This is a genomic window from Corynebacterium tuberculostearicum (assembly GCF_022347385.1).
GTDB lineage: Bacteria > Actinomycetota > Actinomycetes > Mycobacteriales > Mycobacteriaceae > Corynebacterium > Corynebacterium tuberculostearicum_M.
On the sequence record NZ_JAKRDT010000013.1, the window covers coordinates 38,187 to 58,434 of the forward strand.

Here is a 20,248-nt window from a genome sequence, read left to right on the forward strand (position 1 = left end):
CAAAGGGACAAGTGGGCATCTGCCAGTTACTCTAGGTGAGATAAAAACTGTGCGAGCAAGAAGGGAAGCACGTGCCTACCACCACGCAATCCTCCTCGAAGAAGACGGACCACTACGGCATCGAACGCGCCAATGCCGACGATCCCGGTGCGGTAGATAAGATTCGCTCCAAGTCCGGATTCGTTGACCACCTCATGCGCATGAACGAGCGCTACGGTGCCGAAGGCGGCAACCAGTTTGCCGCCGGCATCACCTATTATTCGGTGCTCTCCATCTTCCCGCTTGCCATGCTGGTCGTGGCCACCGTCGCCGCCGTCTTGGCTAACCGCGAGGACCTGCTCAATGATCTGCAATCCCATATCACCAGTTCTATCGATGGCGATATGGGAGATACGGTCAATGAGATCTTGGATACCGCCATTGACCAACGCGGCGCCATGTTCGGCATCGGTGGTTTGACCACCCTGTGGTCCGGCCTAGGCTGGATGAATAACCTGCGCATCGGTATCTCGGCCATGTGGGGCATCGATGCCAACGAGGGCGGTTCCTTCTTGAAGAAGAAGTTGTCTGACCTGGTGGGCCTCATTGGCCTTATCGTGGCATTCCTCATCGCCTTTGGCGTGACCGCCGCCGGTTCCTCCGGCCTTACCCAGAAGATCTTTGAGCGCGTAGGAATCGAGTCCTTCTCGGGCATGGACTTGGTGATTTTCTATGTCGGCTTGGCTGTGGGCCTTCTGGCGAACTTCATCGTCATGTGGTGGCTGATTATGATCCTGCCGCGCACCAAGGTGCCGAAGAAGTCCGGCCTTATCGGCGCGGCCATTGGTGCCGTGGCTTTTGAGCTGCTCAAGCAGCTGTCCACGCTCATTATGTCCTCTGCTACCGGCAGCCCTGCCGGCGCGGTCTTCGGCCCAGTCATCGTGCTCATGGTGGTCATGTATCTGATTTGGCGCGTGGTGCTGTACGTCTCCGCGTGGACCGCCACCACCGCCGAGTCCCTGAAGTACGCTCACCCGCCGGTCCCAGAGCCGGCCGTTATTCGCGTCCGCAACGAGGTCAAGGAAGGCGCGCCTGCAGGTGCGACCTTCGGCGTTGGCGCCGCTGTAGGCGCCGCGGCCGTGGGCGCATGGAGCTTGTTGCGCCGAAAGTAAATCTCCCCCTTAGGGGTGAGGACGCAGCGGTCCTTTAGCTTTAGGATGAATCATTATGAACGCCAATGACATCGCACCGAATCTTTATGAAGAATGGGGACTAGACCGCCGCGATGGCGAGCGGGAACTCTTAGTCTTACTGGAGTCCAAGGATTTATCGCTAGAGCAGCAAGGCCAAGACATTGAAGATCCGCGGCGCGCGCAGCTGCGCATCGCCGCCAGCGTTGTGGGTTCTGCTGCAAAGCGGGCGGAATACGATAAAGCGTGTGAGGCAGGGTTGCGCCCCACCTGGGGAGACCTCGGACAGCTGGGCGCGGTAGGCCAGTGGAACCCGCGGACACAGCAGGCCCAGCAGCAAGCTCAGTCCTTCCAGCCCGGTCAGGCGGCAGGGCCAGGGCGCCACGCTCAGCAGGAGCCGCGATTTACGCAGACCGCGAGCCCCTATGGGTCGCCGTATGCGCGCAATCCCTTTGCCCCGCAGCACAATCCTTTCCCACCTGCGGCGGCGAACGCGGCCGTTCCCGCGCCGTTGGTACAACAACCAGCGGCCGAAATTAGCCAGCGTGCCGGTCAAGATGCGCGCATCGGCATGGCCATTTTGGACCTCATCTTCTTTTCGCTCATTAGCGGCAGCTTCGGCGGCGCGCTGCTCTCCGGCGGCGTGGATCAGCTTTCGACGTTCATTGGCGGCGCCATCATCTTGCTGCTCTACACCTTGGGTACCGAGTGTTGGCTCGGCGCCAGCCCGGCTAAGCTGCTGATGGGATACACGGTGCGCGATGTCGACACCAAAGAGCGGCTCACCCTCACCCAGTCCGCTAAGCGCCAGTGGTGGCGCCTAGTCAATATCGTGCCGGGCCCCGGTACGTTCGCCAGCTGGGTGGGCGCCGGCGTGCATACCTTCACCATTTCGGAGAAGAATAACCGCCGTGGCACCCACGATGAGTGGGCTAACGCCGAAGTAGTGAAAAGGCACCCACGCAAATAGCCAGCAGCGCCACGGCGCCGGCGATAACCCAGCCGAGCCAACCCTGCACCCCGGCCAAGGAGGAGTTCGCTGATTGCGCCTGGGTATCGGGCGCCGGCGTTGCTGCAGGGGACGCAGGGGAGTCGGCGTCGGCAAGCAACTGCCCTACACCATCACCGGGATGCACCTTATAGGCCTCGTGCAGTAGCTTCTGGGCCTGTTCCCACGCGCGCGGGCCGTGCTCCACGGTGGTATCGAGCAGGACCGCCTGCAAGCGCCGGCCATGGCGGTCGAGCGCGCCGACGAAGGTATGGTGCGCGTCATCGGTAAAGCCCGTCTTGCCACCAATACCGTCCGGATCATTGAGGAAGAGCCCGTTATCGTTGCCTAGTTGGTAACCGTCAAAGTCACCCCAGCCGGGAAAATCCACAGACTCCGTGTCGACAATGCGTGCAAAGGTCGGGTTATGGAAGGCCGCGCGGTAAATGCGGGAAATATCCTCGGCCGAGGTAGACATGCCCGGGGCATCGAGTCCGGAGTAACTGGCCGCGTAAGTGGAATTTGTGCCGATCTCGGCCGCCTTCTCATTGACCTTGCGCAGCGTGGCCTCGTCCCCGCCCAATTCCTGTGCCAGGGCGTGCGCGGCATCGTTGCCAGAGGCCATGAGCAAGCCCTGCAAAAGCTGTTCCACCGTGTACGTGCCGCCGGGGCCGATGCCTACCGCCGAGCCATCAATCTGTGCTGATTCTTCGCCCACCTCGACCTTCTGGTGCAGATCCAGTTCGTCGATAACCACCAGCGCCAGCAGCGCCTTGATGATGGAGGCCGGCCGGTAGCGGCCGTTAGGGTCCTTCATTGCGATGATTTCGCCGGTGTCGATATCGGAGACCATCCACGCCGCGGCCACCACATCCTTATCCACCTTGAACCCTTCGGGCAGGGTGGTGCCGCAGGCCTCATCGCTCTCCACCGGCGGCAGCGGGGTGGGTGAGGCCTGCCCAGGAGCGAGGCGCTCCGAGGTGGTGGCGGCCTTTTCCGGGCGCTCGGCGTGCGGGCACTTATCGGTATCCGGGGCGGCGGTACGCGTGGTGGTCGGAGTTTCCGGCTCTTCCGCCAGCGCGAGTGGTGCGCCGCTGAGCAGGACGGTAACGAGAGAACTAGCGATAATTCTTTTCATGACATGACACATCTTAGGCCTGTGCCTACGATGGGACGCATGCATGACGCGCCTTTGATTAGCCCTGAAAACAAGGACTCTGCCGCCGACGTGGTGGCCAAGCTGCCTAAGGTCTCCCTCTTTGAGACCATTAACTCCGCGGCCGCTACGCCGGAGGAACTTACCGCAACCATCCGTGAGCGCAACGAGGCCCTGGCCGCAGACGGCGTGGTCTACGCGGAATTGCACCTGGATCCAGCAGCGATTGGCCTGGACGCTGCCGCGGTCGTCGAAGCCGCCGGTGCAGCCCGCATTCCTTCCCTCGACTCCCGCATAGTCCTGGCCGGCACGGTCCCTGAGGCAGCAGTGCCTGACGACGCCCCCGTGGTGGGTTACAACCTGCCGCAGGACCAGGCGAGCGCGGCCGCGGACTTCCGCGCCGCCTACCTGCCCACCCAGATTCACGTGGGGGAGAACTTCGCGGAAGTTGAGCGCGCCGCCCAGGCCGGCGTGAATCGCCTTATCCACCCGGTAAATATGATCGATGACTTCACTGCGAATATCGAAGGCATCGTGCCCGGCAAGGCCTCTGGCTACATCCGCGACCGCCATATCCCCCTGGTCTTTACCCCACTGGAGGAAGCCGAGGAGCTGACCGACCACCCACTGCCACTGCTGCAGCAGCTGGGCTTTACCTGCACCATTTCCTCGGGCGAGACCACCTTGACCAAGCAGTTCCTCGCGCTTAGTGAGACCTTTGGCTATGGGCTGGAGGAATTTTTCGATCTCACCGTCAAAGCGGTGGAGAATTCCTTCGCTGACCAGGAATTACGGCAGCATCTGCTAGAAACGGTTATCCTGCCAGCATACGAGGAACTTTCAGACCCCGAGCTGGCAGGCCCAGACACTGAAGAGTCTTTGGCAGACGCCGCTGAAGAAACTACTGACTAAAGGAGAATTACATGCCTTCCGTACTTTTTGTTGTTACCGCCGCTGAGGAATGGACCCTGGCCGATGGCACCAAGCGCCCGACCGGTTACTGGGCCGAGGAGCTTATTGCACCGCACCGCGCCTTCCAAGGCGCAGGCTGGGATATCCACTTCGCTACCCCCGGAGCAAAGGCTCCCGTCGTAGACGAGTACAGCCTGGAGGTACTGCCCGATAACGTGCGCATGGCGCAGGAAAACTACCTGGCAGAGTTAGGCGTAGCGCTGGAGAACCCGATGAACCTGGCCGATGTCAATGAGGAAGACTATGACCTCATCTTCTACCCAGGCGGCCACGGTCCGATGGAGGATCTGGCCTATGACCAGGATTCCGCGAAGCTTCTGCAGGCTCGCATGGATTCCGGCCGCAAGCTTGCCTTGCTCTGCCACGCCCCAGCGGCGATGCTGGCCGTGGATAACGAGAACTGGCCGTTCAAGGGCTACAAGATGACTGCTTTCAGCAACGCTGAGGAAGGCGAGGACGTCATCGCCGCCGCCAAGTGGGCGCTGGAGACCCGCCTGCGCGAGCTCGGCGCGGATTACCAGGAGACCGATCCGATGTCCCCGAACGTCATCGTGGATCGCAACCTGTACACCGGCCAGAACCCGGCTTCCTCTGAGCCGCTGGCACAGCGTATCCTGCGCGATTTCTAAATGCGCGTTTCGCGAGTTCTCAAGGCCGGGGCTGCCCTGACCGGTGTGGTCGGGGCAGCGGGCATGGCGGCGTATGCACTCAGCCGCCGGCCGTACCTGCGCGAGGTGGCACCGGGGCTGCGCAGCCCGATTTTGTACCTGCCAATGCATCTGCTTGCCGACGCCACCTTTGCCCGCGCCAGCCGCTTCTTTGCCAGCATCGATTTCTCCCGTCCGGTGCGGCACGCGGTGGATATTACGGAGTTTTCCGCTTCCTTCGATGGCCACGCCTTTAGCGCCCGTGTGCTTACCCCACGCGGCAATGCTCAGGGCACAGCCACCGCTGGGCCGCGCCCCGTGGTCGTGTGGACGCACGGCGGCGGCCATCTTATCGGTGGCCCGGCCATGTATGACCCGCAAAATGCCCGCATGGCGGCTGAGCTCGGTGCCATCGTGGTGGCCCCGCGCTACCACAAATCCACCCAGGAGCCGTTCCCCGCGGACCATGATGAGTGCTACGCGGCGCTGCGCTGGGTGCAAGAACACGGCGATAAGCTGGGCGGGGATACCTCGCGCATCGCGGTCGCCGGCGATAGCGCCGGCGGCGGCCTTGCCGCGGGCTTGGTTCAGCGGGCCTTTGATGAGGGCCATCCGGTCCGCGCGCTCGGCTTGGTCTATCCCATGCTGGATCACCGCACCACGGATAAGTCCGGTGCGGTGGGCCAATTCATCTGGACGGCGGGCCCGAACCGCGGCGCGTGGTCCATGTACCTGGGAGATGACCACCTGGATGTTGACCTGCCGCCCTATGCTTCGCCGGCCACGCGCAGTGATCTTTCCGGACTGCCGCCCACGTGGATCGGGGTGGGCGGCATCGACCTTTTCTGCGATGAATCCGTGGCCTTTGCCCAAGCCCTCGACGCAGCCGGCGTGGACACCACCCTCGACGTGTGGGCCGGCGCCTATCACGGCTTTGACCAGATTAAACCCAAGGCGCCGCAATCGCGCGAGCTTATCGACGCCCTCATTGACCACCTTCGCCGCCACCTCTAAAGTCACGTACTAAGGGAGGACGAGCGATGAAATACAACACGCACGTGTCGTGGGTCGTAACTTTCATCAGCCTTATTGTGCTCGGCCTGATTCTGGGCGGGGTCTTTGGGATAGGAACCCTGGGCCGATCCATTGTTGGCCTCAGCGCCTTTGTCGTGTGGCTGATTTTCGACAAATACATGCGCGACCGGACCCGGAGCCGACGCTAGGAGCAAGAAGCAGCGGGCGATTAAACGCAAAAGCCGCCCCGCTCCGCCCAGCTGCTGTGCAGCGGGGCAAAGGCGCGGGGCGGCGGATGCCACGCGCGGCCGGGGCCGCGCGACCTGGTACGGGTTTAGAACTTGGAGAAGCGCTTGATGAGCATATCTTCCAAGCCCTTCCAGGACTCAGCGTGCTCGTTATATGGCTTGGACGGTACGTAGCCGGCGTGCTCGGTGGAGCCGAGCATGTAGCCCAAGTAGTCCTGCAGGCGCGGGTGAGCCAGCATATAGGAGTTAATGGAATCGTCGCCGGCCCAGTCAGCGGCATCGGCGCATACCTCGTAGCAGCGGGCCATCTGATCGGAATCGACGGCCTCCGGGCCCTTTTCGATATCGCGCACGATGCCGTTGAAAGAGTACTGGTTATCCGGGTGGACCTGAACTTCTAGCTCGCCGGCATTAGCGGCGGCGACAACCTCTTCCCAGGTGGATACGCGGGCTAGGTCGTGGTCATCGTTGTCCATGATCCAGCGCACCAGGGTCTTCGGGGAATCGAAGGTGAAGATCTCGCCCCACTTGCCCAAGAAGATGGGCTTGCCGTCCAGGTAGGTACGCAGGGTGTAGACGGACTTGGACTGCGCGGTGATCTTGATGGGATCGATGCCGGCGGCGGCCCACGGGGAATTATCGTACGGGTCAGCGGCCTCGGCGGCGGCCTTGCGCTTTTCCTCGGCTTCCTTGGCCGCTGCAGCGGAGGCGGCAGCAGCAGAAGAGATGCGCTCCTTGGCATCGGAGACCTTGGCCGCATCAAAGTCATCGCTGGAGACCACGCGGACGTGCTCATCCAGGTCCTCGATGACCTTCTTCCAGTTGCCGGCGATGACGTGGCCCACGCCGGACCACTCGCTCATGCCCTGTTCGCCGGAGTAGTGGTCGGCGCCGCGAGAGACATTGCGCAGGATGGAGTGGGAGGCGAAGAAGATGGTGGTGTGCTCTGCGCCGGCGACGTCGGCAAGCGCGGAGGCCATCTCCAGGTTGCGGGCCACCGTGGATACGTTCCGGTGGCTCGGGCGACCAGCCAGCGCCTCCGGCATGCCGATGAGGTCATACTCATCGCGCTCCGCCGGGGTAACGCGGTCCGCATCGCGGCCGGCAAACTGGTCCCACTGCGGGTGGTCCAGCAAATCGTGCTTAGTGTCAGACTCCACGAAGCACAGCAGCTCGGCGGGCGAGTTGAAGGCTAGGACGGCCTCGTCATCGCCCAGAAAGGCCTGCCACTCGGAGCCATGTTGGCGCCACTTGGGTGCCCAGAGGGTATAAAAATCGCCCTCGGTCAGCGAGAGCTTTACAGGTACAATTGCGCGGGTGCTCATGGCGTTTTAGTCTACCCAACGCCCTAAGCAGCGCGCGAGGCCGCACCGGCCTTAGGCCGTGGGCCGCCAAAAGCCTTTGAATTGCATACCCATATTTGTGGTGCGCAGCGGGTTGGTTTGCACCGGATCGCCGGCCTCCACGATTTCGCCATTGCCGGAATACATTGCCACGTGCCCATCCCATACCACCAGGTCACCGGGCTGCAATTGATCCGCGCTGACCTGCTGACCAACCGTCTGCTGGTCCGCCGTGCGGGGCAAGTTCACTCCGGCCTGCGAATACGCCCATTGGGTAAGGCCCGAGCAATCAAAGCCACCGTTTCCGGTGCCGCCCCATACGTAGGGCTGGCCCACTTGGCTCTTCGCCGCAGCGACCGCGGCCTGCCCGGCGGCCGAACCGCCCTCGGCAGAAGGCTCTGGTGCGGGCGGGGGAGAAGATACCTCGTGTGCGGTGGCGTCGGCGCCAGCATCAGCGCCCGCGGCGGATTGTTCTGGAAGAGCGGTGGAGTGCTGGGCACCGGTGGGGCTTGCGGGGGCGTCGGCAAGCGCGGAGTGCACCGGCCGCTGCGCTACCGGCTGCAGGGACTGAGCAGCCGCGCTGAGATCGCCCATCAAGCGCTGCACGCGGGCAGTGGCCATGCCCAGGTGCTGGGAGATAAGCGCGCGAAGCTGAGCCAGAGCGGCGGCACGCGCCGACGGATCCAGCGACAGGAAACCCAGCGCGGTGGGCAGGGCCTGGCGCACCAGCTGCGTGGCGATGCCCACCAGATCCCGGATGGTGCCCGCCACCAAGGTGCGGGCCTGTCCGAGCGCGGCAGAGATGGTTGCATTATCGAGATCGATATTTTTCGCCGATTCGAGTAGGGGAGCGGGATTGCCGTGGGCGATAGCGGCCAAAGGCTCGGCGGCGGAGAGATCCGGCACGCGGGGAAGCTCAACCTCCGGAAGCTGCGCCGGTTGCATGGTGGCAATCTGCTTGAGCGCGGTATCGAGCATCTACATCGCCGCCCCAAGGTGCTGGCCTAGCGAGGCATCGGTGTCTTCTGCCTCGCGCGACATCTGGAAACCGGAGTGGGCAACCTGTCCCATATCGTTGCGCAGCACGCTCATGCGCGCGCCCACATTATCGAGCGCGGCATGCACAGCCTCATTGAAAGCGGTGAATGTGGAATCTTCAGGCAAAACGGGGTGGGGCGGATTCTCCCCTTGGGACTGGGCGTGCAGGTCGCGGGCGAGGTGGCGGGCATAGTCAGTATCGATCGTGAAAGGTCTCATGCCCTATTGGACTGCCCGATGGCCCATTTGGTTCCCAAAAAGTTTAAAGTGGTGGTCATGGACATCCACGTTGTAGACCACCCGCTTGCCGCCTCCCGCCTTACCCTCATGCGCGATGCGCGCAGCGATAACTCCGCGTTCCGCGCCGCCCTGAAAGACTTGGGCGCCATGCTTGTCTATGAAGCATCCCGCAACCTTGCCGTGGAGAACTTCGACTGTGCCACCCCGGTTTCTACCGCACAGGGCACCCGCCTGCAGGACCCGCCTATCATCGTGCCGATCATCCGCGCTGGGCTGGGCATGGTGGACCCGGCCCTGTCCATGATTCCGGATGCGCAGGTGGGCTTTATCGGTATGGCCCGCAACGAAGAGACGCACGAGCCAGTGCCGTACCTGGAGGCATTGCCGGAGGACCTGACCGGCCGCACGGTGTTCGTGGTGGATCCGATGCTGGCCACCGGTGGTTCCCTGCTGCACGCATTGCGCCTGCTTGCCGATCGTGGCGCTACCGATATCACCGCCATCTGCATGGTTTCGGCGCAGCCGGGTGTGGATGCGCTGGCTGAATCCGGTCTGCCGGTGCGCCTAGTCACCGCCGCTATCGATCCTTCGCTCAACGAGGATGCTTATATCGTTCCGGGCTTGGGCGATGCTGGCGACCGCCTCTACGGCCCGCGCAATATCGACCTTTAAGGTAATCTTCTCCCTGGAAAGGCGACCGCACTTTCCAGGGGGAGAATATGAGTTTCATTCATCTAATGTGGTCGAGCTACGGCCACGGATTTTCGCAACAATTGCGGCGAGTGCGAAAGCGTCGGGGGATTTCGCAGCAGGCGCTGGCGGAGATTTCTGGGGTCTCTCGCAGCCAAATTTCCAATCTGGAGCGCAACGAAAATGGCGTGCACGCCATGGCCGATCCGCAGCTGTCTACGGTATATAAGCTGGCCTTGGCACTAGAAATCCCACCGGCGGTGCTGCTGCCGGCCGGCGGGGACGTGGTGGAAGGGCATTTGACTGATTCCGCGGTGGCCGTTGCCGAGGACGTCGCGCCTTTCCCGCAAGGCTATGTGGATCGGCGTCGGTTTGCTGCCACGTGGAATGGCGCCTTGAGCTAGCGCACCCCGCATCACCACCTGAGTTACTGAACCGCATGGTCTAGTTGTAGACTTTGCACCCAGACGTATTTCAACGACAGGGAAGGCACGCGGATGATCTCGGAATTCATCAACGAGTGGTTCAATGCCCACCGTGCGGAGGTCATCGCGTGGCGGCGCCATATCCACCGCCACCCGGAAACCGCGAACCAAGAGGTGGAAACCACCAACTTCCTCGCCTCTATCCTGCAGGACTATGGTCTGGAGCCACAGCGCTTCCCACAGACCGGTCTCATGGTAGATATTGGCCCCGATACGGAACTAGGCCGGCTGGCCTTCCGCGCCGATATCGACGCCCTACCGGTCACCGAGGTCACCGGCCTGGAATATACCTCCGAAGTCCCCGGCAAAATGCATGCCTGCGGCCACGACGTGCACACCACCGTGGCGCTCGGCCTGGCCTGTGCGTTGGCGGATTTTCAGCGGGTCCACGATCTGCCGCTGGGCATTCGCGTCATCTTCCAGCCGGCCGAAGAGGTGGGGGTCGGCGGTGCGACCGATGTCATTGAATGGGGCGCGCTGGAGGGAGTGCATTCCATCTTTGCCATCCACGCCGAGCCCAAGCTGCGCGTGGGGCGCATCGGTATCCGCGCCGGGGCGATCACATCTGCTACCGACGTGGTGGAGCTCAATATCAAGGGCCCAGGCGGGCATACCTCTCGGCCGCACCTGTCGGCCGACGTTGTGTATGCCCTAGGAAAGGTAATCACCGAACTGCCCGCGCTGCTCTCCCGCCGCGTTGACCCGCGCACCGGCACCGTTTTGGTCTTTGGCCAGGTCAATTCCGGCTACGCCCCGAACGCCATTCCGGAGACCGGCAGCCTGACCGGCACCATGCGCACGGCCGATATTGGCATCTGGCGCGATATGCAAAGCCTCTTTACCGAGCTGGTGGAGCAAATCCTCGCTCCGGTAGGCGTAGAGCATGAGCTGACCTACAACCGCGGCGTTCCGCCGGTGCTTAACGACGACGTCGCCACCGCCCTGCTTGCCTCCGCCGCCCAATCCATCGACCCGCAGGCCGTCGTGCAAGCTCCGCAGTCCTCCGGCGGCGAGGACTTTTCCTGGTACCTAGAAAAGGTCCCCGGTTCCATGGCACGGCTTGGCTGCTGGTCCGGCGAGGGCGAACAGCATGACCTGCACATGGGCGATCTTATCGTCGACGAGCGGGCCATCGGCGTGGGCATCAAACTCTTTGGCGCCGTGGTTGAGCAGTTCATAGGGGAGAATGCGGAGACAGACTAACGCGCTGAAAGGTTCTACACGTTAAACTCGTAGGCGACTTTTAAAGTGGAGCCGATAAAGGAGCAAGTGCGTGTTGAACCAGACCAAGCGAATCGTCATCATCGGCGGTGGCCCAGCAGGCTATGAGGCCGCGTTGGCAGGCGCCAAATATGGTGCAGAAATCACCATTATTGAAGACCAGGGCATGGGTGGTAACAGCGTTATCTTGGACTGCGTTCCCTCCAAGTCCTTTATCGCCGGCGCCAATATTAAGACCGACCTGCGCCGCGCCGAGGATATGAAGCTCAACGAGGGCATTGGCCAAGCCGACCTATCCCTAACCGCGCTGAATAAGCGTGTGCTGGACCTGGCAAGCAACCAGTCCTCCGATATCCGCGCCACGGTGGAATCCCTAGGAGCCCGCGTTATCGACGGCCGCGGCTACTTCCCTGAGGATCAGGAAGCCGATGCCTTCGGCGGCCATAAGGTCACTGCCGTATTCAACGAGGACGGCCACGAAGAAACCATTAACGCAGACCTCGTCTTGGTAGCTACCGGCGCCACCCCTCGCATTCTCCCTGGCGCTCAGCCGGATGGTGAGCGCATCCTTACCTGGCAGCAGGTTTATAACCTCACCGAGCTGCCGGAGCACCTCATCGTCGTCGGTTCCGGCGTGACCGGTGCGGAGTTCGTCTCTGCCTTTGCGGAGCTAGGCGTTAAGGTCACCATGGTTGCCTCCCGTGACCGCATTTTGCCGCATGACGACGCCGACGCGGCCGACGTCCTCGAGACCGTGCTTAGCGAGCGCGGCGTTGAGCTGGAAAAGAACTGCCGCGTGGAAACCGTCAACCGCACTGAGGACGGCAACGTGCTGGTGACCACTCAGGACGGCCGCGAGATTACCGGTTCCCATGTCATTATGTCTATCGGCTCCATCCCGAATACTCAGGACTTGAAGCTGGAGAACGTGGGCGTAGAAACCGCCAAGTCTGGCCATATTCAGGTTGACCGCGTCTCCCGCACCAATATCGCCGGTATCTACGCCGCTGGCGACTGCTCTGACCTCTTCCCGCTGGCATCCGTCGCCGCAATGCAGGGCCGCGTGGCCATGTACCACGCCTTGGGTGAGGGCGTTTCTCCGCTGCGCCTGAAGACCGTGGCCAACGCCGTGTTCACCCGCCCAGAGATCGCTGCCGTAGGCTTTACCCAGGCAGAAATCGAGGCAGGCGAGGTAGCCGCCCGCACCATCACCATGCCGCTGAATACCAATCCGCGTGCGAAGATGCGCTCCCTGCAGCACGGCTTTGTCAAGCTCTTCTGCCGCGCGACCTCCGGCCGCGTTATCGGCGGCGTCATCGTCGCGCCGACCGCCTCCGAGCTCATCCTGCCCATTGCTATGGCCGTGACCAACCAGCTCACCGTGAACCAGCTGGCCGACTCCTTCGCCGTATACCCGTCCCTGTCGGGCACCATCACCGAGGCTGCTCGACGCCTCGTTGCCCACGACGATCTGGAGTAAACCACACCGTTTCCGCCACTAGTACAGCAGCAGCGTATGACAAGAATTCCCCCGGCTCAAGAGACTGCAGTCTTCTTGGAGGCCGGGGGAATTGGTGCATTTAACACCGGGGCAGGTTAAGGCTGGATGCGCCGCGCGAGCAGGTGAATTGCTGCGGTGCAGATTAGGGCAGCTAAACCAGCGAAGAAGAACATGCCGGGCCATGGTGCGCCGATTTCTGCAGCCCCAAAAGATTCCACGAGCGTGATGAGAATGCCATCCGCTAGGAATAGACCGATGATGATGCCGGCGATAAGTAGCAGCCGAACAAACAGGGAGCTTTGGTTTGCGCTACTGACCACCACACCGATGAGCGCGCCAACGTATCCGGTAATGAGGTGGCCACAGGCGAAGCTACCGAAGGTTGCTGCATAGCAGAAAGGAAGGCTGGCTTCGACTGTGCCGGGGGTGATTGCCCACGAAGAATTCGCATACGCACCCGATTGCAGTGCGATGTAGTAAGCGGTCCAAGCGACGGCACCAAAAATGAGCGCGGCTAGCCACAGAGTCGCGTGCATGCTGGTAAGCCATTGCCGGGGGTGCATCCCTAGGCCGCGCAAGGAACGGTATTCGGTTGCGGCGAAGGCACAATAGAGTCCCCACATGAAGACTGCGAATATTCCCCAGCCGGTCGGATTGGCACCGAGGGTAGAAGGATCACTGGGGACGGCATACGGGAGAACCCACAGCAACACGACGATGATGCTTATGACGGTGAGCGCCTTGGTGGCGTTGAGATTAAAGGTCTTGAGTGTCTGCATGGCTAGGACTCCTCTTGTGAGGTGTGGGCGGATTCGTGGGCGCGGGAGACAAGGGAATCAATGAGCTGGCCGTCGTCGAGGTAGGAGACGGTGACGTGGGCAGCGGCTGCGGTATCGGCCGGGAACGGGGCCGGGCACCAGGCGTGCACCTTGGAGGTGGAGCCAAGGGAGGAACGGTGGAGGGGGAGGGCGTCGGCAAGCGCGAGTGCTTGCTCCACGTCTTTGGTGCTGCCGCTAAGCACGGGGTAGTGCGGCCGTTGGAATTCCAGGTCGGTGGGCTTATTGACCGTGCCGTCGTGCACGGTAATGACTTGGTCAACCAAGCCGACGAGGTCTTCGGCGCGGTGAGAAGAAAGCACCAGCAGCCAATCCGGGGTTTCTGCGGCATGAGCGATGATGAGCTCACGCAGGCGGGTGCGCGTCGGCGCGTCCAGGCCATTGAAAGGCTCATCGAGGAGGGTGACCGGTGTGCGCGCGGCCAGGGCAGTGGCACAGGCAACCAATTGGCGCTGGCCGGTGCTCAAGGTGCGGTTCTTGCTGCGCTTATCGACGCCCACCTTATCCAACAACTCCTCCGCATACCCCACGTCGAATCCCTCGCGCACATGCTGTGCGGCGCGCAGGTGCTGGCGCACGGTGGAACCGGCGAGCAAAATATCGGCGCCGGTGCGCGCGATCGCCACCTGTGGGGTATCGATGCTGCCTTTAATGGGTAGGAACCCCGCTACCGCGCGCAAGAGCGTGGTCTTGCCAGTACCATTGGGGCCGATCAGCCCGTACATGCCGGCGTTGAGATCGAGGTGCGGCACGTGCAAGCGGCGCTTGCAGGTAACGTTCTGCAACTTAAGGTGCGTCATGATGGTCTCCTTCGGCTTCGATGAGGTCGGCGATATCGCTGGCGCTTAAGCCCAGCGCGGCTCCTTCCTTGAGGAGAGGCACGATGAAGTCTTCCCTGAGCGCCTCTTGGCGTTGGTGGCGTACCTTGTCGCGCGCGCCTTCACGCACAAACATGCCCAGGCCGCGTCGCTTTTCCAGCAGACCTTCCTCGAAGAGGACGGTTAGTGCCTTTGCGGAGGTAGTGGGGTTGACGGAATGGAAAGCTGAAAGCTCATTGGTACTAGGGGCGCGTTCTCCCTCGGCGAGCTCACCGGAAATAATCATGTCCCTGATTCCTCCTGCTAGTTGCTGATAAATGGGCCGGGTATCGCTCATGGTGCGGCCTCTCGTGCATGCGGCATATGATTCCTTTCGTGGTGTATGGGTTTACCACCTATGTGGGTAACCATATAGCCGGGAAGGCGTTCGGTCAACAACGATTCACTTGGGTGCGCAGGTGTCCCCGCTGCATATTTTGTTGAGGTAAAAATTTGCAAGATTTACAGGCCGGCTAACCCTGTTATTACTGGTCGGGCTGCAGAAACCACCCGTTCAACGGTTTAAGCGCTGGATAGTGTGGCAAAATCCGCTTGAAAATGGGCAGACAAGAAAGGTTTCGATCTCTAAACTGAGATACGGATCACCCAAGAGGAGGTGCTGTATCGCAGTACCTTCCGAGTTGAAAGGAACACCGAAGTGGCTAATCCCGCGCTTCCATCGTTCAAAAAGATTCTGGTAGCCAACCGCGGCGAAATCGCCGTGCGTGCATTCCGTGCTGCCTTTGAGACCGGGGCAAAGACCGTCGCGGTCTATCCTCGCGAAGACCGAAACTCCTTCCACCGCGCCTTCGCGGATGAGGCCGTCCGCATCGGCGCCGAGGGGCAGCCGGTCAAGGCATATTTGGACATTGATGAGATTATCCGCGCCGCCAAGAAGGCCGAAGCGGATGCCATTTACCCCGGCTACGGATTCCTTTCGGAGCGCGCGGATCTTGCTCGTGCGTGTGAGGACAATGGCATTAAGTTCATTGGTCCGACCCCAAGCACGTTGGACCTGACCGGTGATAAGGCTGCGGCAGTTAGTGCGGCAAAGGAAGCTGGACTGCCGACGTTGCAGGACTCGGAGCCATCGACGGACGTCGATAAGCTGGTGGAATACTCCAAGGACTTTAACTTCCCCGTATTCGTTAAGGCTGTCGCCGGTGGCGGCGGGCGTGGCATGCGCTTCGTGGAATCCGAGGATCAGCTGCGCGAAAAGGCGGCCGAGGCTTCGCGCGAGGCGGAGGCGGCGTTCGGTGACGGCAGCGTGTACCTGGAAACCGCGGTCATCAACCCGCAGCACATCGAGGTGCAGATTCTCGCCGATAGCCAGGGCAACGTGGTGCACCTCTTCGAGCGCGACTGTTCGGTGCAGCGCCGCCACCAGAAGGTGGTAGAGATTGCGCCGGCTCCGTCGCTGGATTCTGAGCTGCGTGACCGCATTTGCCAGGATGCGGTGAAGTTCTGTGAGCACATCAATTACGAGGGCGCGGGCACCGTGGAATTCCTCGTCGATGAGCGCGGCAATCACGTCTTCATCGAGATGAACCCGCGTGTGCAGGTGGAGCACACCGTGACCGAGGAAATCACCGGCGTAGACATCGTCAAGGCCCAGATGAATATCGCGGCCGGCGCATCGCTGGAAGATATTCACCTCGCCCAAGACAAGATTTCCATCACCGGTTCTGCCCTGCAGTGTCGCATCACCACCGAGGACCCGAATAACGGCTTCCGTCCCGATACCGGCACGCTGACCGCGTATCGTTCGCCGGGCGGCGCCGGCGTGCGCCTGGACGGTGCAACGTCCGTGGGTGCTGAGGTTTCGCCCAACTTCGACTCTCTGCTGGTGAAGATGACCTGCCGTGGAGTCACTTTCGAGCAGGCCGTGCAGCGCGCCCAGCGTGCGCTCAACGAGTTCACCGTCTCCGGCGTGGCCACCAATATCGGCTTCCTGCGCGCCCTGCTGCGCGAACCGGACTTCACTCAGACCCGCGTGGACACCGGATTCATCAACGCACACCCGCACCTGCTCAAGGCTCCGCCGGCAGTCGACGAATCTGGTCGCATCCTCGAGTACATCGCAGAGACCACCGTTAATAAGCCCAACGGTAAGCGTCCGACGGCTCTGCGTCCGTTTGATAAGCTCCCTGAGCTGGACCTTTCCGAGCCGCTCCCGCGCGGTTCCCGCGATGACCTGCTCGAGTTTGGCCCGCAAAAGTGGGCGGAGAAGATCCGCCAGCAGAATGCGCTGATGGTTACGGATACCACCTTCCGCGACGCTCACCAGTCCCTGCTTGCTACCCGCGTGCGTAGTACCGCCCTGGTTTCTGCAGCCGAAGCCGTAGCCCGCATGACCCCGAACCTGTTCTCGGTCGAGGCTTGGGGTGGTGCGACTTATGACGTCGCCATGCGCTTCCTCCACGAGGACCCTTGGGTCCGCCTGGATATGCTGCGCGAGGCTATGCCGAACCAGAACATCCAGATGCTCCTGCGCGGACGCAATACCGTGGGCTATACCCCGTACCCAGACTCGGTCTGCCGCGGCTTTGTCCAGGAAGCAGCCAAGTCCGGCGTGGACGTCTTCCGTATTTTCGATGCACTTAACGACGTCTCCCAGATGCGCCCCGCCATCGATGCCGTCCTCGAGACCAATACCACCGTTGCTGAGGTGGCCATGGCGTACTCCGGTGACCTTTCCTCTCCGAGCGAGAACCTGTACACGCTGGATTACTACCTCAAGCTGGCCGAGCAGATTGTAGAGTCCGGAGCCCATATCCTTGCCATCAAGGATATGGCTGGTCTGCTCCGCCCTGAGGCTGCTTCCAAGCTGGTTATGGCGCTGCGCAAGGAATTCGACCTGCCGGTGCACGTGCACACGCACGATACCGCGGGCGGCCAGATGGCAACCTACTATGCGGCCGCCTTGTCCGGTGCCGACATCGTCGACGGCGCCTCCGCGCCGCTGGCTGGTACCACCTCGCAGCCGTCGCTGTCCGCTCTTATTGCAGCATTCTCTCAGTCCAAGCGCGATACCGGCATCGACCTGCAGGCCGTATCCGATCTCGAGCCCTACTGGGAGGCTGTGCGTCAGCTCTACGCCCCGTTTGAAAACGGTATCCCTGGCCCGACCGGTCGCGTGTACAAGCACGAGATTCCAGGCGGCCAGCTGTCCAACCTGCGTGCCCAAGCCGATGCCCTTGGCTTGGCGGACCGCTTCGAGGTCATCGAGGACACCTACGCAGCAGTCAATGAGATGCTGGGCCGTCCGACCAAGGTCACCCCATCCTCCAAGGTCGTGGGCGACCTCGCCCTTCATCTTGTCGGTGCAGGCGTCGACCCTGCGGACTTCGCTGCCAACCCCACCAAGTTCGATATTCCGGACTCGGTCAACCAGTTCCTCCGCGGCCAGCTCGGTACTCCTCCGGGCGGTTGGCCGGAGCTGCGCGATAAGGTACTCGATGGCCGGGAGGAAACCGGCGCCAAGGTGAGCGAGGTTCCTGCGGAAGAACAGCCGCATCTGGAATCCGATAATTCCGATGAGCGCCGCGCCAGCCTGAACCGCCTGCTATTCCCGAAGCAGTTCGAGGAATTCAACGAGTTCCGCCGCAAGTACGGCAACACTGAGGCGCTGACGGATACCACCTTCTTCTACGGTCTTACCGAAGGCGAAGAAAAGGTCGTCCACTACTTCCCAGAGGACTCCACCGATCGCGCCGACCTCAAGCAGGTCGTGGTGCGTCTCGACGCCGTGGGTGAGCCGGACGAAAAGGGCATGCGCAACGTGGTTCTCAACGTCAACGGCCAGATTCGCCCGATGAAGGTCCGCGATGAGAACGCCGAATCCACGGTCGCTACCGTAGAAAAGGCCGACCCCTCCAACGAGGGACACGTCGCCGCACCATTCGCCGGCGTGGTCAACCCCACCGCCAAGCCTGGCGACGAGGTTAAGGCCGGCGACCAAATCGCCGTCATCGAAGCAATGAAGATGGAAGCCTCCATCTCCGCCACCAAGGATGGTGTGGTCGAGCGCGTGGCCATCGGCCAGGCCACCAAGGTGGAAGGCGGCGACCTCATCGCCGTCATCAACTAACTGACGCACGCCAGCGCCCCGCTTCCTAAACCTCTAGGAAGCGGGGCGCTGTGCTGTCTGCAGGCGGCTTTCGCGACTTTCGTCCATATAAACCACCGATTTCGTCGACGGTTTTGGTGGTTTATATGGACGAAAATCGTGATTCAGCGTGGAGGGCCAGGATTTTCAGCCCAGTAGTAAAGGCAGCGCTATCGAGCCGACCAGAACCAGAAGCGCGATGGCGAGGAATGCCTTGGCCTGCCAGCGGGCGAAATTAAACGACATGCCGGTGCCGAAGCGCTTATCCACTAGTACCGCCGGATCCTCTGGGTTGTAGTACATCACGCCCCATTTATAGAGATGGTCATTGTCCGGTGATTCTTTGTCTTCATCGGGAAAGCGGATTCCACGCAGTTGCTCGGATAATTGAGATTGCTTGTAGAGAAGAAGCGCAACCAGTCCGATGCTGCCACCGATGGTAAGCACCAACATCGTGATAATGGCGGCGCCATTAAACCGCTGAAATTGCGGTACAGGGCCGGTTACTTGCGTGAAGGCCATGCCGGCACACATGAGCAGGGTGAGAACTCCCATGACGGTATTCGTGAAGGCGAGGTTGGCCTCGTTGCGCAGCCGAGCTTTAATGCTGCGTTCTGAACGTGGGGATACCTCACTATGTGCGATAAAAGAGCAGATGATGGCGAAAAGTAAGAGCGTTCCTAAGGTGATGAAGGAGATAGAAAATACGCTGCCGATATTCTTTTCGCTCCAATTATCCGCCTCCATGGAAGAATTCCAGTGCACTGGAACGGGGTCAGGAATATCGGACCAGTGGGAAGCGACGATGATGGCACCAGCCGCGATACACAACAGCGAGGCGAGCATTGTTATCCACGGAAAAGTCGGCGTGGGGATGCCTGCGAATTCGGGTGTGCCATTGGCGGTGGTGGAAACACGAGCAGCGATGGTGGTTTCGACCTCGTCGAACCAATCGCCGGTCTTTTTCGCCGCGATGATGCGGCGGCGTTGAGAGATGTAGGCCCACAAGCCGCCGAGCGTTACCAAGAGGGACGGTACGGCGGCGAGGAGTGGCAACTTCCAGGCAAAGAGGGACAGAATTGTTGCCGCGATGCCGCAGCCCCAAGTACGTACCTTGTATCCAGCAAGCGCAGAGGTAACTGCACTATCGGAAAGGTAGGCCTTTGGCACGCGCACACCGAGCGGTGTGCCGGGCGAGGCAAGGGAAGGGGCTTTGGCCATAATCCAAGTAATTGCGAGAGTTGTGGCGGCCATTAAAAGGGCGAAAATCATGAGGATACTTCCAAGTGTTTAAGAGTGGAGCTGAGGTGGGTGTGGAGCTCATCTGGGCTAAAGCCTTGGGCACGGGCGAGCGCGACTACTCGGCCTAATTGCTCAGCTAGTTGCCTTTCTTGAGCCTCGGTGTGAGCGCCGGGTCTGACGATGGAGCCGGAACGCCCGGCAGTTTCAACGAGGCCGTCAGAGACCAAGAGGTCGTACGCCTTCTTCACGGTGGCCGGGTTGATGCCTATGTCTTTGGCGACGCGGCGGACAGGGTCTAGCTTGTCGCCATCAGAGAGCTGGCCGCGAGCTATGGCCAGTACTAATTCATCGTGGATTTGTTGGAAGACGGGGACATCTGAATCGGGGTTGAGGTTAATGAACATCTGTCACCTCCAATCTTTATTCTGTATTACTTATAGTAACACAAACTGTGTTATGTGAAGTAATACAGAATAAAGCTCAAAAGAAATCC

Annotated in this window: 20 protein-coding genes; 11 read left to right on the plus strand and 9 right to left on the minus strand. The window is 61.3% G+C overall.

Annotated elements, in window-relative coordinates; all coding sequences use genetic code 11:
• Window positions 1-71: 71 nt before the first annotated feature.
• Both MHK00_RS08375 and MHK00_RS08380 read left to right on the plus strand, forming a co-directional pair.
• On the plus strand, window positions 72-1,151 hold the full coding sequence (locus tag MHK00_RS08375) for a YhjD/YihY/BrkB family envelope integrity protein (protein ID WP_250411284.1): 1,080 nt from the start codon (window positions 72-74) through the stop codon (window positions 1,149-1,151).
• 55 nt (window positions 1,152-1,206) lie between these two features.
• Window positions 1,207-2,139: an RDD family protein gene (locus MHK00_RS08380; RefSeq protein WP_250411287.1), complete on the plus strand. Its 933-nt coding sequence runs from the start codon at window positions 1,207-1,209 to the stop codon at window positions 2,137-2,139.
• Here MHK00_RS08380 and MHK00_RS08385 read toward each other — a convergent pair.
• Entirely contained in the window at window positions 2,102-3,295 is a 1,194-nt protein-coding gene (locus MHK00_RS08385; RefSeq protein ID WP_250411290.1) for a D-alanyl-D-alanine carboxypeptidase family protein, read from the minus strand. The genes MHK00_RS08380 and MHK00_RS08385 overlap by 38 nt on opposite strands.
• Before the next feature lie 39 nt (window positions 3,296-3,334).
• Between MHK00_RS08385 and MHK00_RS08390 the strand changes: the two genes are divergently transcribed.
• The 4 genes from MHK00_RS08390 to MHK00_RS08405 are packed head-to-tail and all read left to right on the plus strand — an operon-like array spanning window position 3,335 to window position 6,155.
• On the plus strand, window positions 3,335-4,225 hold the full coding sequence (locus tag MHK00_RS08390; protein ID WP_436232074.1) for an adenosine deaminase: 891 nt from the start codon (window positions 3,335-3,337) through the stop codon (window positions 4,223-4,225).
• Between the two features lie 11 nt (window positions 4,226-4,236).
• The gene (locus tag MHK00_RS08395) at window positions 4,237-4,914 is read left to right on the plus strand and encodes a type 1 glutamine amidotransferase domain-containing protein (RefSeq protein WP_250411294.1); all 678 of its coding nucleotides are present in this window, start codon (window positions 4,237-4,239) and stop codon (window positions 4,912-4,914) included.
• A complete protein-coding gene (locus MHK00_RS08400; RefSeq protein ID WP_250411296.1) occupies window positions 4,915-5,946 on the plus strand; it encodes an alpha/beta hydrolase in 1,032 nt (343 codons plus the stop codon). It begins immediately after the preceding gene.
• A 26-nt stretch (window positions 5,947-5,972) separates the two neighbouring features.
• The gene (locus MHK00_RS08405) at window positions 5,973-6,155 is read left to right on the plus strand and encodes a hypothetical protein (RefSeq protein WP_150851742.1); all 183 of its coding nucleotides are present in this window, start codon (window positions 5,973-5,975) and stop codon (window positions 6,153-6,155) included.
• Window positions 6,156-6,280: 125 nt separating this feature from the next.
• Here the strand turns inward: MHK00_RS08405 and MHK00_RS08410 are convergent, their stop codons facing one another.
• From MHK00_RS08410 to MHK00_RS08420, 3 genes are read right to left on the minus strand one after another with little or no spacing between them, the layout of a single operon-like run.
• Complete coding sequence (locus MHK00_RS08410; protein WP_250411299.1) at window positions 6,281-7,519, minus strand: SatS C-terminal domain-containing protein; 1,239 nt, start codon at window positions 7,517-7,519, stop codon at window positions 6,281-6,283.
• Window positions 7,520-7,570: 51 nt separating this feature from the next.
• Window positions 7,571-8,515: a C40 family peptidase gene (locus MHK00_RS08415; RefSeq protein ID WP_250411302.1), complete on the minus strand. Its 945-nt coding sequence runs from the start codon at window positions 8,513-8,515 to the stop codon at window positions 7,571-7,573.
• The gene (locus MHK00_RS08420) at window positions 8,516-8,794 is read right to left on the minus strand and encodes a chemotaxis protein (RefSeq protein ID WP_250411305.1); all 279 of its coding nucleotides are present in this window, start codon (window positions 8,792-8,794) and stop codon (window positions 8,516-8,518) included.
• A 57-nt stretch (window positions 8,795-8,851) separates the two neighbouring features.
• Here MHK00_RS08420 and upp point away from each other — a divergent pair, with 57 nt between their 5' ends.
• The 4 genes from upp (at window position 8,852) to MHK00_RS08440 (ending at window position 12,691) form a co-directional block, all read left to right on the plus strand.
• A complete protein-coding gene (gene upp, locus MHK00_RS08425) occupies window positions 8,852-9,487 on the plus strand; it encodes a uracil phosphoribosyltransferase (RefSeq protein WP_250411307.1) in 636 nt (211 codons plus the stop codon).
• A gap of 47 nt (window positions 9,488-9,534) precedes the next feature.
• On the plus strand, window positions 9,535-9,909 hold the full coding sequence (locus tag MHK00_RS08430; RefSeq protein WP_150851678.1) for a helix-turn-helix domain-containing protein: 375 nt from the start codon (window positions 9,535-9,537) through the stop codon (window positions 9,907-9,909).
• A 93-nt stretch (window positions 9,910-10,002) separates the two neighbouring features.
• The gene (locus MHK00_RS08435; RefSeq protein WP_250411309.1) at window positions 10,003-11,193 is read left to right on the plus strand and encodes a M20 family metallopeptidase; all 1,191 of its coding nucleotides are present in this window, start codon (window positions 10,003-10,005) and stop codon (window positions 11,191-11,193) included.
• Between the two features lie 70 nt (window positions 11,194-11,263).
• Window positions 11,264-12,691 (plus strand): NAD(P)H-quinone dehydrogenase, encoded by a 1,428-nt coding sequence (locus MHK00_RS08440; RefSeq protein WP_250411312.1) that lies wholly within the window; start codon window positions 11,264-11,266, stop codon window positions 12,689-12,691.
• A 116-nt stretch (window positions 12,692-12,807) separates the two neighbouring features.
• Here MHK00_RS08440 and MHK00_RS08445 read toward each other — a convergent pair whose 3' ends face one another.
• The 3 genes from MHK00_RS08445 to MHK00_RS08455 are packed head-to-tail and all read right to left on the minus strand — an operon-like array spanning window position 12,808 to window position 14,703.
• Window positions 12,808-13,491 carry a hypothetical protein gene (locus MHK00_RS08445; protein WP_005326756.1) on the minus strand — a complete coding sequence of 228 codons (684 nt, stop codon included), beginning with the start codon at window positions 13,489-13,491 and terminating at the stop codon, window positions 12,808-12,810.
• A 2-nt stretch (window positions 13,492-13,493) separates the two neighbouring features.
• Entirely contained in the window at window positions 13,494-14,348 is an 855-nt protein-coding gene (locus tag MHK00_RS08450) for an ATP-binding cassette domain-containing protein (protein WP_250411313.1), read from the minus strand.
• A complete protein-coding gene (locus MHK00_RS08455) occupies window positions 14,335-14,703 on the minus strand; it encodes a GntR family transcriptional regulator (protein ID WP_150850928.1) in 369 nt (122 codons plus the stop codon). Before MHK00_RS08455 ends, MHK00_RS08450 begins: the two co-directional genes overlap by 14 nt.
• 360 nt (window positions 14,704-15,063) lie before the next feature.
• On the opposite strand from MHK00_RS08455, the gene MHK00_RS08460 reads away from it, so the two are divergent.
• Window positions 15,064-18,495, plus strand: a complete 3,432-nt coding sequence (locus MHK00_RS08460) for a pyruvate carboxylase (protein WP_005326749.1) — start codon at window positions 15,064-15,066, stop codon at window positions 18,493-18,495.
• Window positions 18,496-18,660: 165 nt separating this feature from the next.
• Here the strand turns inward: MHK00_RS08460 and MHK00_RS08465 are convergent, their stop codons facing one another.
• Both MHK00_RS08465 and MHK00_RS08470 read right to left on the minus strand, forming a co-directional pair.
• Window positions 18,661-19,734, minus strand: coding sequence for a DUF5808 domain-containing protein (locus MHK00_RS08465; protein WP_250411316.1), 1,074 nt, complete (start codon window positions 19,732-19,734; stop codon window positions 18,661-18,663).
• 47 nt (window positions 19,735-19,781) lie between these two features.
• Window positions 19,782-20,159 carry a GntR family transcriptional regulator gene (locus tag MHK00_RS08470; RefSeq protein WP_179387448.1) on the minus strand — a complete coding sequence of 126 codons (378 nt, stop codon included), beginning with the start codon at window positions 20,157-20,159 and terminating at the stop codon, window positions 19,782-19,784.
• Between the last annotated feature and the right edge of the window lie 89 nt (window positions 20,160-20,248).

Bases quoted from the DNA above. Each gene is read 5' to 3' on its own strand.
- MHK00_RS08430 (WP_150851678.1), top strand. From the start codon at position 9,535: ATGAGTTTCATTCATCTAATGTGGTCGAGCTACGGCCACGGATTTTCG.
- MHK00_RS08390 (WP_436232074.1), top strand. From the start codon at position 3,335: ATGCATGACGCGCCTTTGATTAGCCCTGAAAACAAGGACTCTGCCGCC.
- MHK00_RS08450 (WP_250411313.1), bottom strand. From the start codon at position 14,348: ATGACGCACCTTAAGTTGCAGAACGTTACCTGCAAGCGCCGCTTGCAC.
- upp (WP_250411307.1), top strand. From the start codon at position 8,852: ATGGACATCCACGTTGTAGACCACCCGCTTGCCGCCTCCCGCCTTACC.
- MHK00_RS08415 (WP_250411302.1), bottom strand. From the start codon at position 8,515: ATGCTCGATACCGCGCTCAAGCAGATTGCCACCATGCAACCGGCGCAG.
- MHK00_RS08380 (WP_250411287.1), top strand. From the start codon at position 1,207: ATGAACGCCAATGACATCGCACCGAATCTTTATGAAGAATGGGGACTA.
- MHK00_RS08405 (WP_150851742.1), top strand. From the start codon at position 5,973: ATGAAATACAACACGCACGTGTCGTGGGTCGTAACTTTCATCAGCCTT.
- MHK00_RS08420 (WP_250411305.1), bottom strand. From the start codon at position 8,794: ATGAGACCTTTCACGATCGATACTGACTATGCCCGCCACCTCGCCCGC.
- MHK00_RS08435 (WP_250411309.1), top strand. From the start codon at position 10,003: ATGATCTCGGAATTCATCAACGAGTGGTTCAATGCCCACCGTGCGGAG.
- MHK00_RS08410 (WP_250411299.1), bottom strand. From the start codon at position 7,519: ATGAGCACCCGCGCAATTGTACCTGTAAAGCTCTCGCTGACCGAGGGC.
- MHK00_RS08385 (WP_250411290.1), bottom strand. From the start codon at position 3,295: ATGAAAAGAATTATCGCTAGTTCTCTCGTTACCGTCCTGCTCAGCGGC.
- MHK00_RS08395 (WP_250411294.1), top strand. From the start codon at position 4,237: ATGCCTTCCGTACTTTTTGTTGTTACCGCCGCTGAGGAATGGACCCTG.
- MHK00_RS08445 (WP_005326756.1), bottom strand. From the start codon at position 13,491: ATGCAGACACTCAAGACCTTTAATCTCAACGCCACCAAGGCGCTCACC.
- MHK00_RS08465 (WP_250411316.1), bottom strand. From the start codon at position 19,734: ATGGCCAAAGCCCCTTCCCTTGCCTCGCCCGGCACACCGCTCGGTGTG.
- MHK00_RS08400 (WP_250411296.1), top strand. From the start codon at position 4,915: ATGCGCGTTTCGCGAGTTCTCAAGGCCGGGGCTGCCCTGACCGGTGTG.
- MHK00_RS08470 (WP_179387448.1), bottom strand. From the start codon at position 20,159: ATGTTCATTAACCTCAACCCCGATTCAGATGTCCCCGTCTTCCAACAA.
- MHK00_RS08455 (WP_150850928.1), bottom strand. From the start codon at position 14,703: ATGAGCGATACCCGGCCCATTTATCAGCAACTAGCAGGAGGAATCAGG.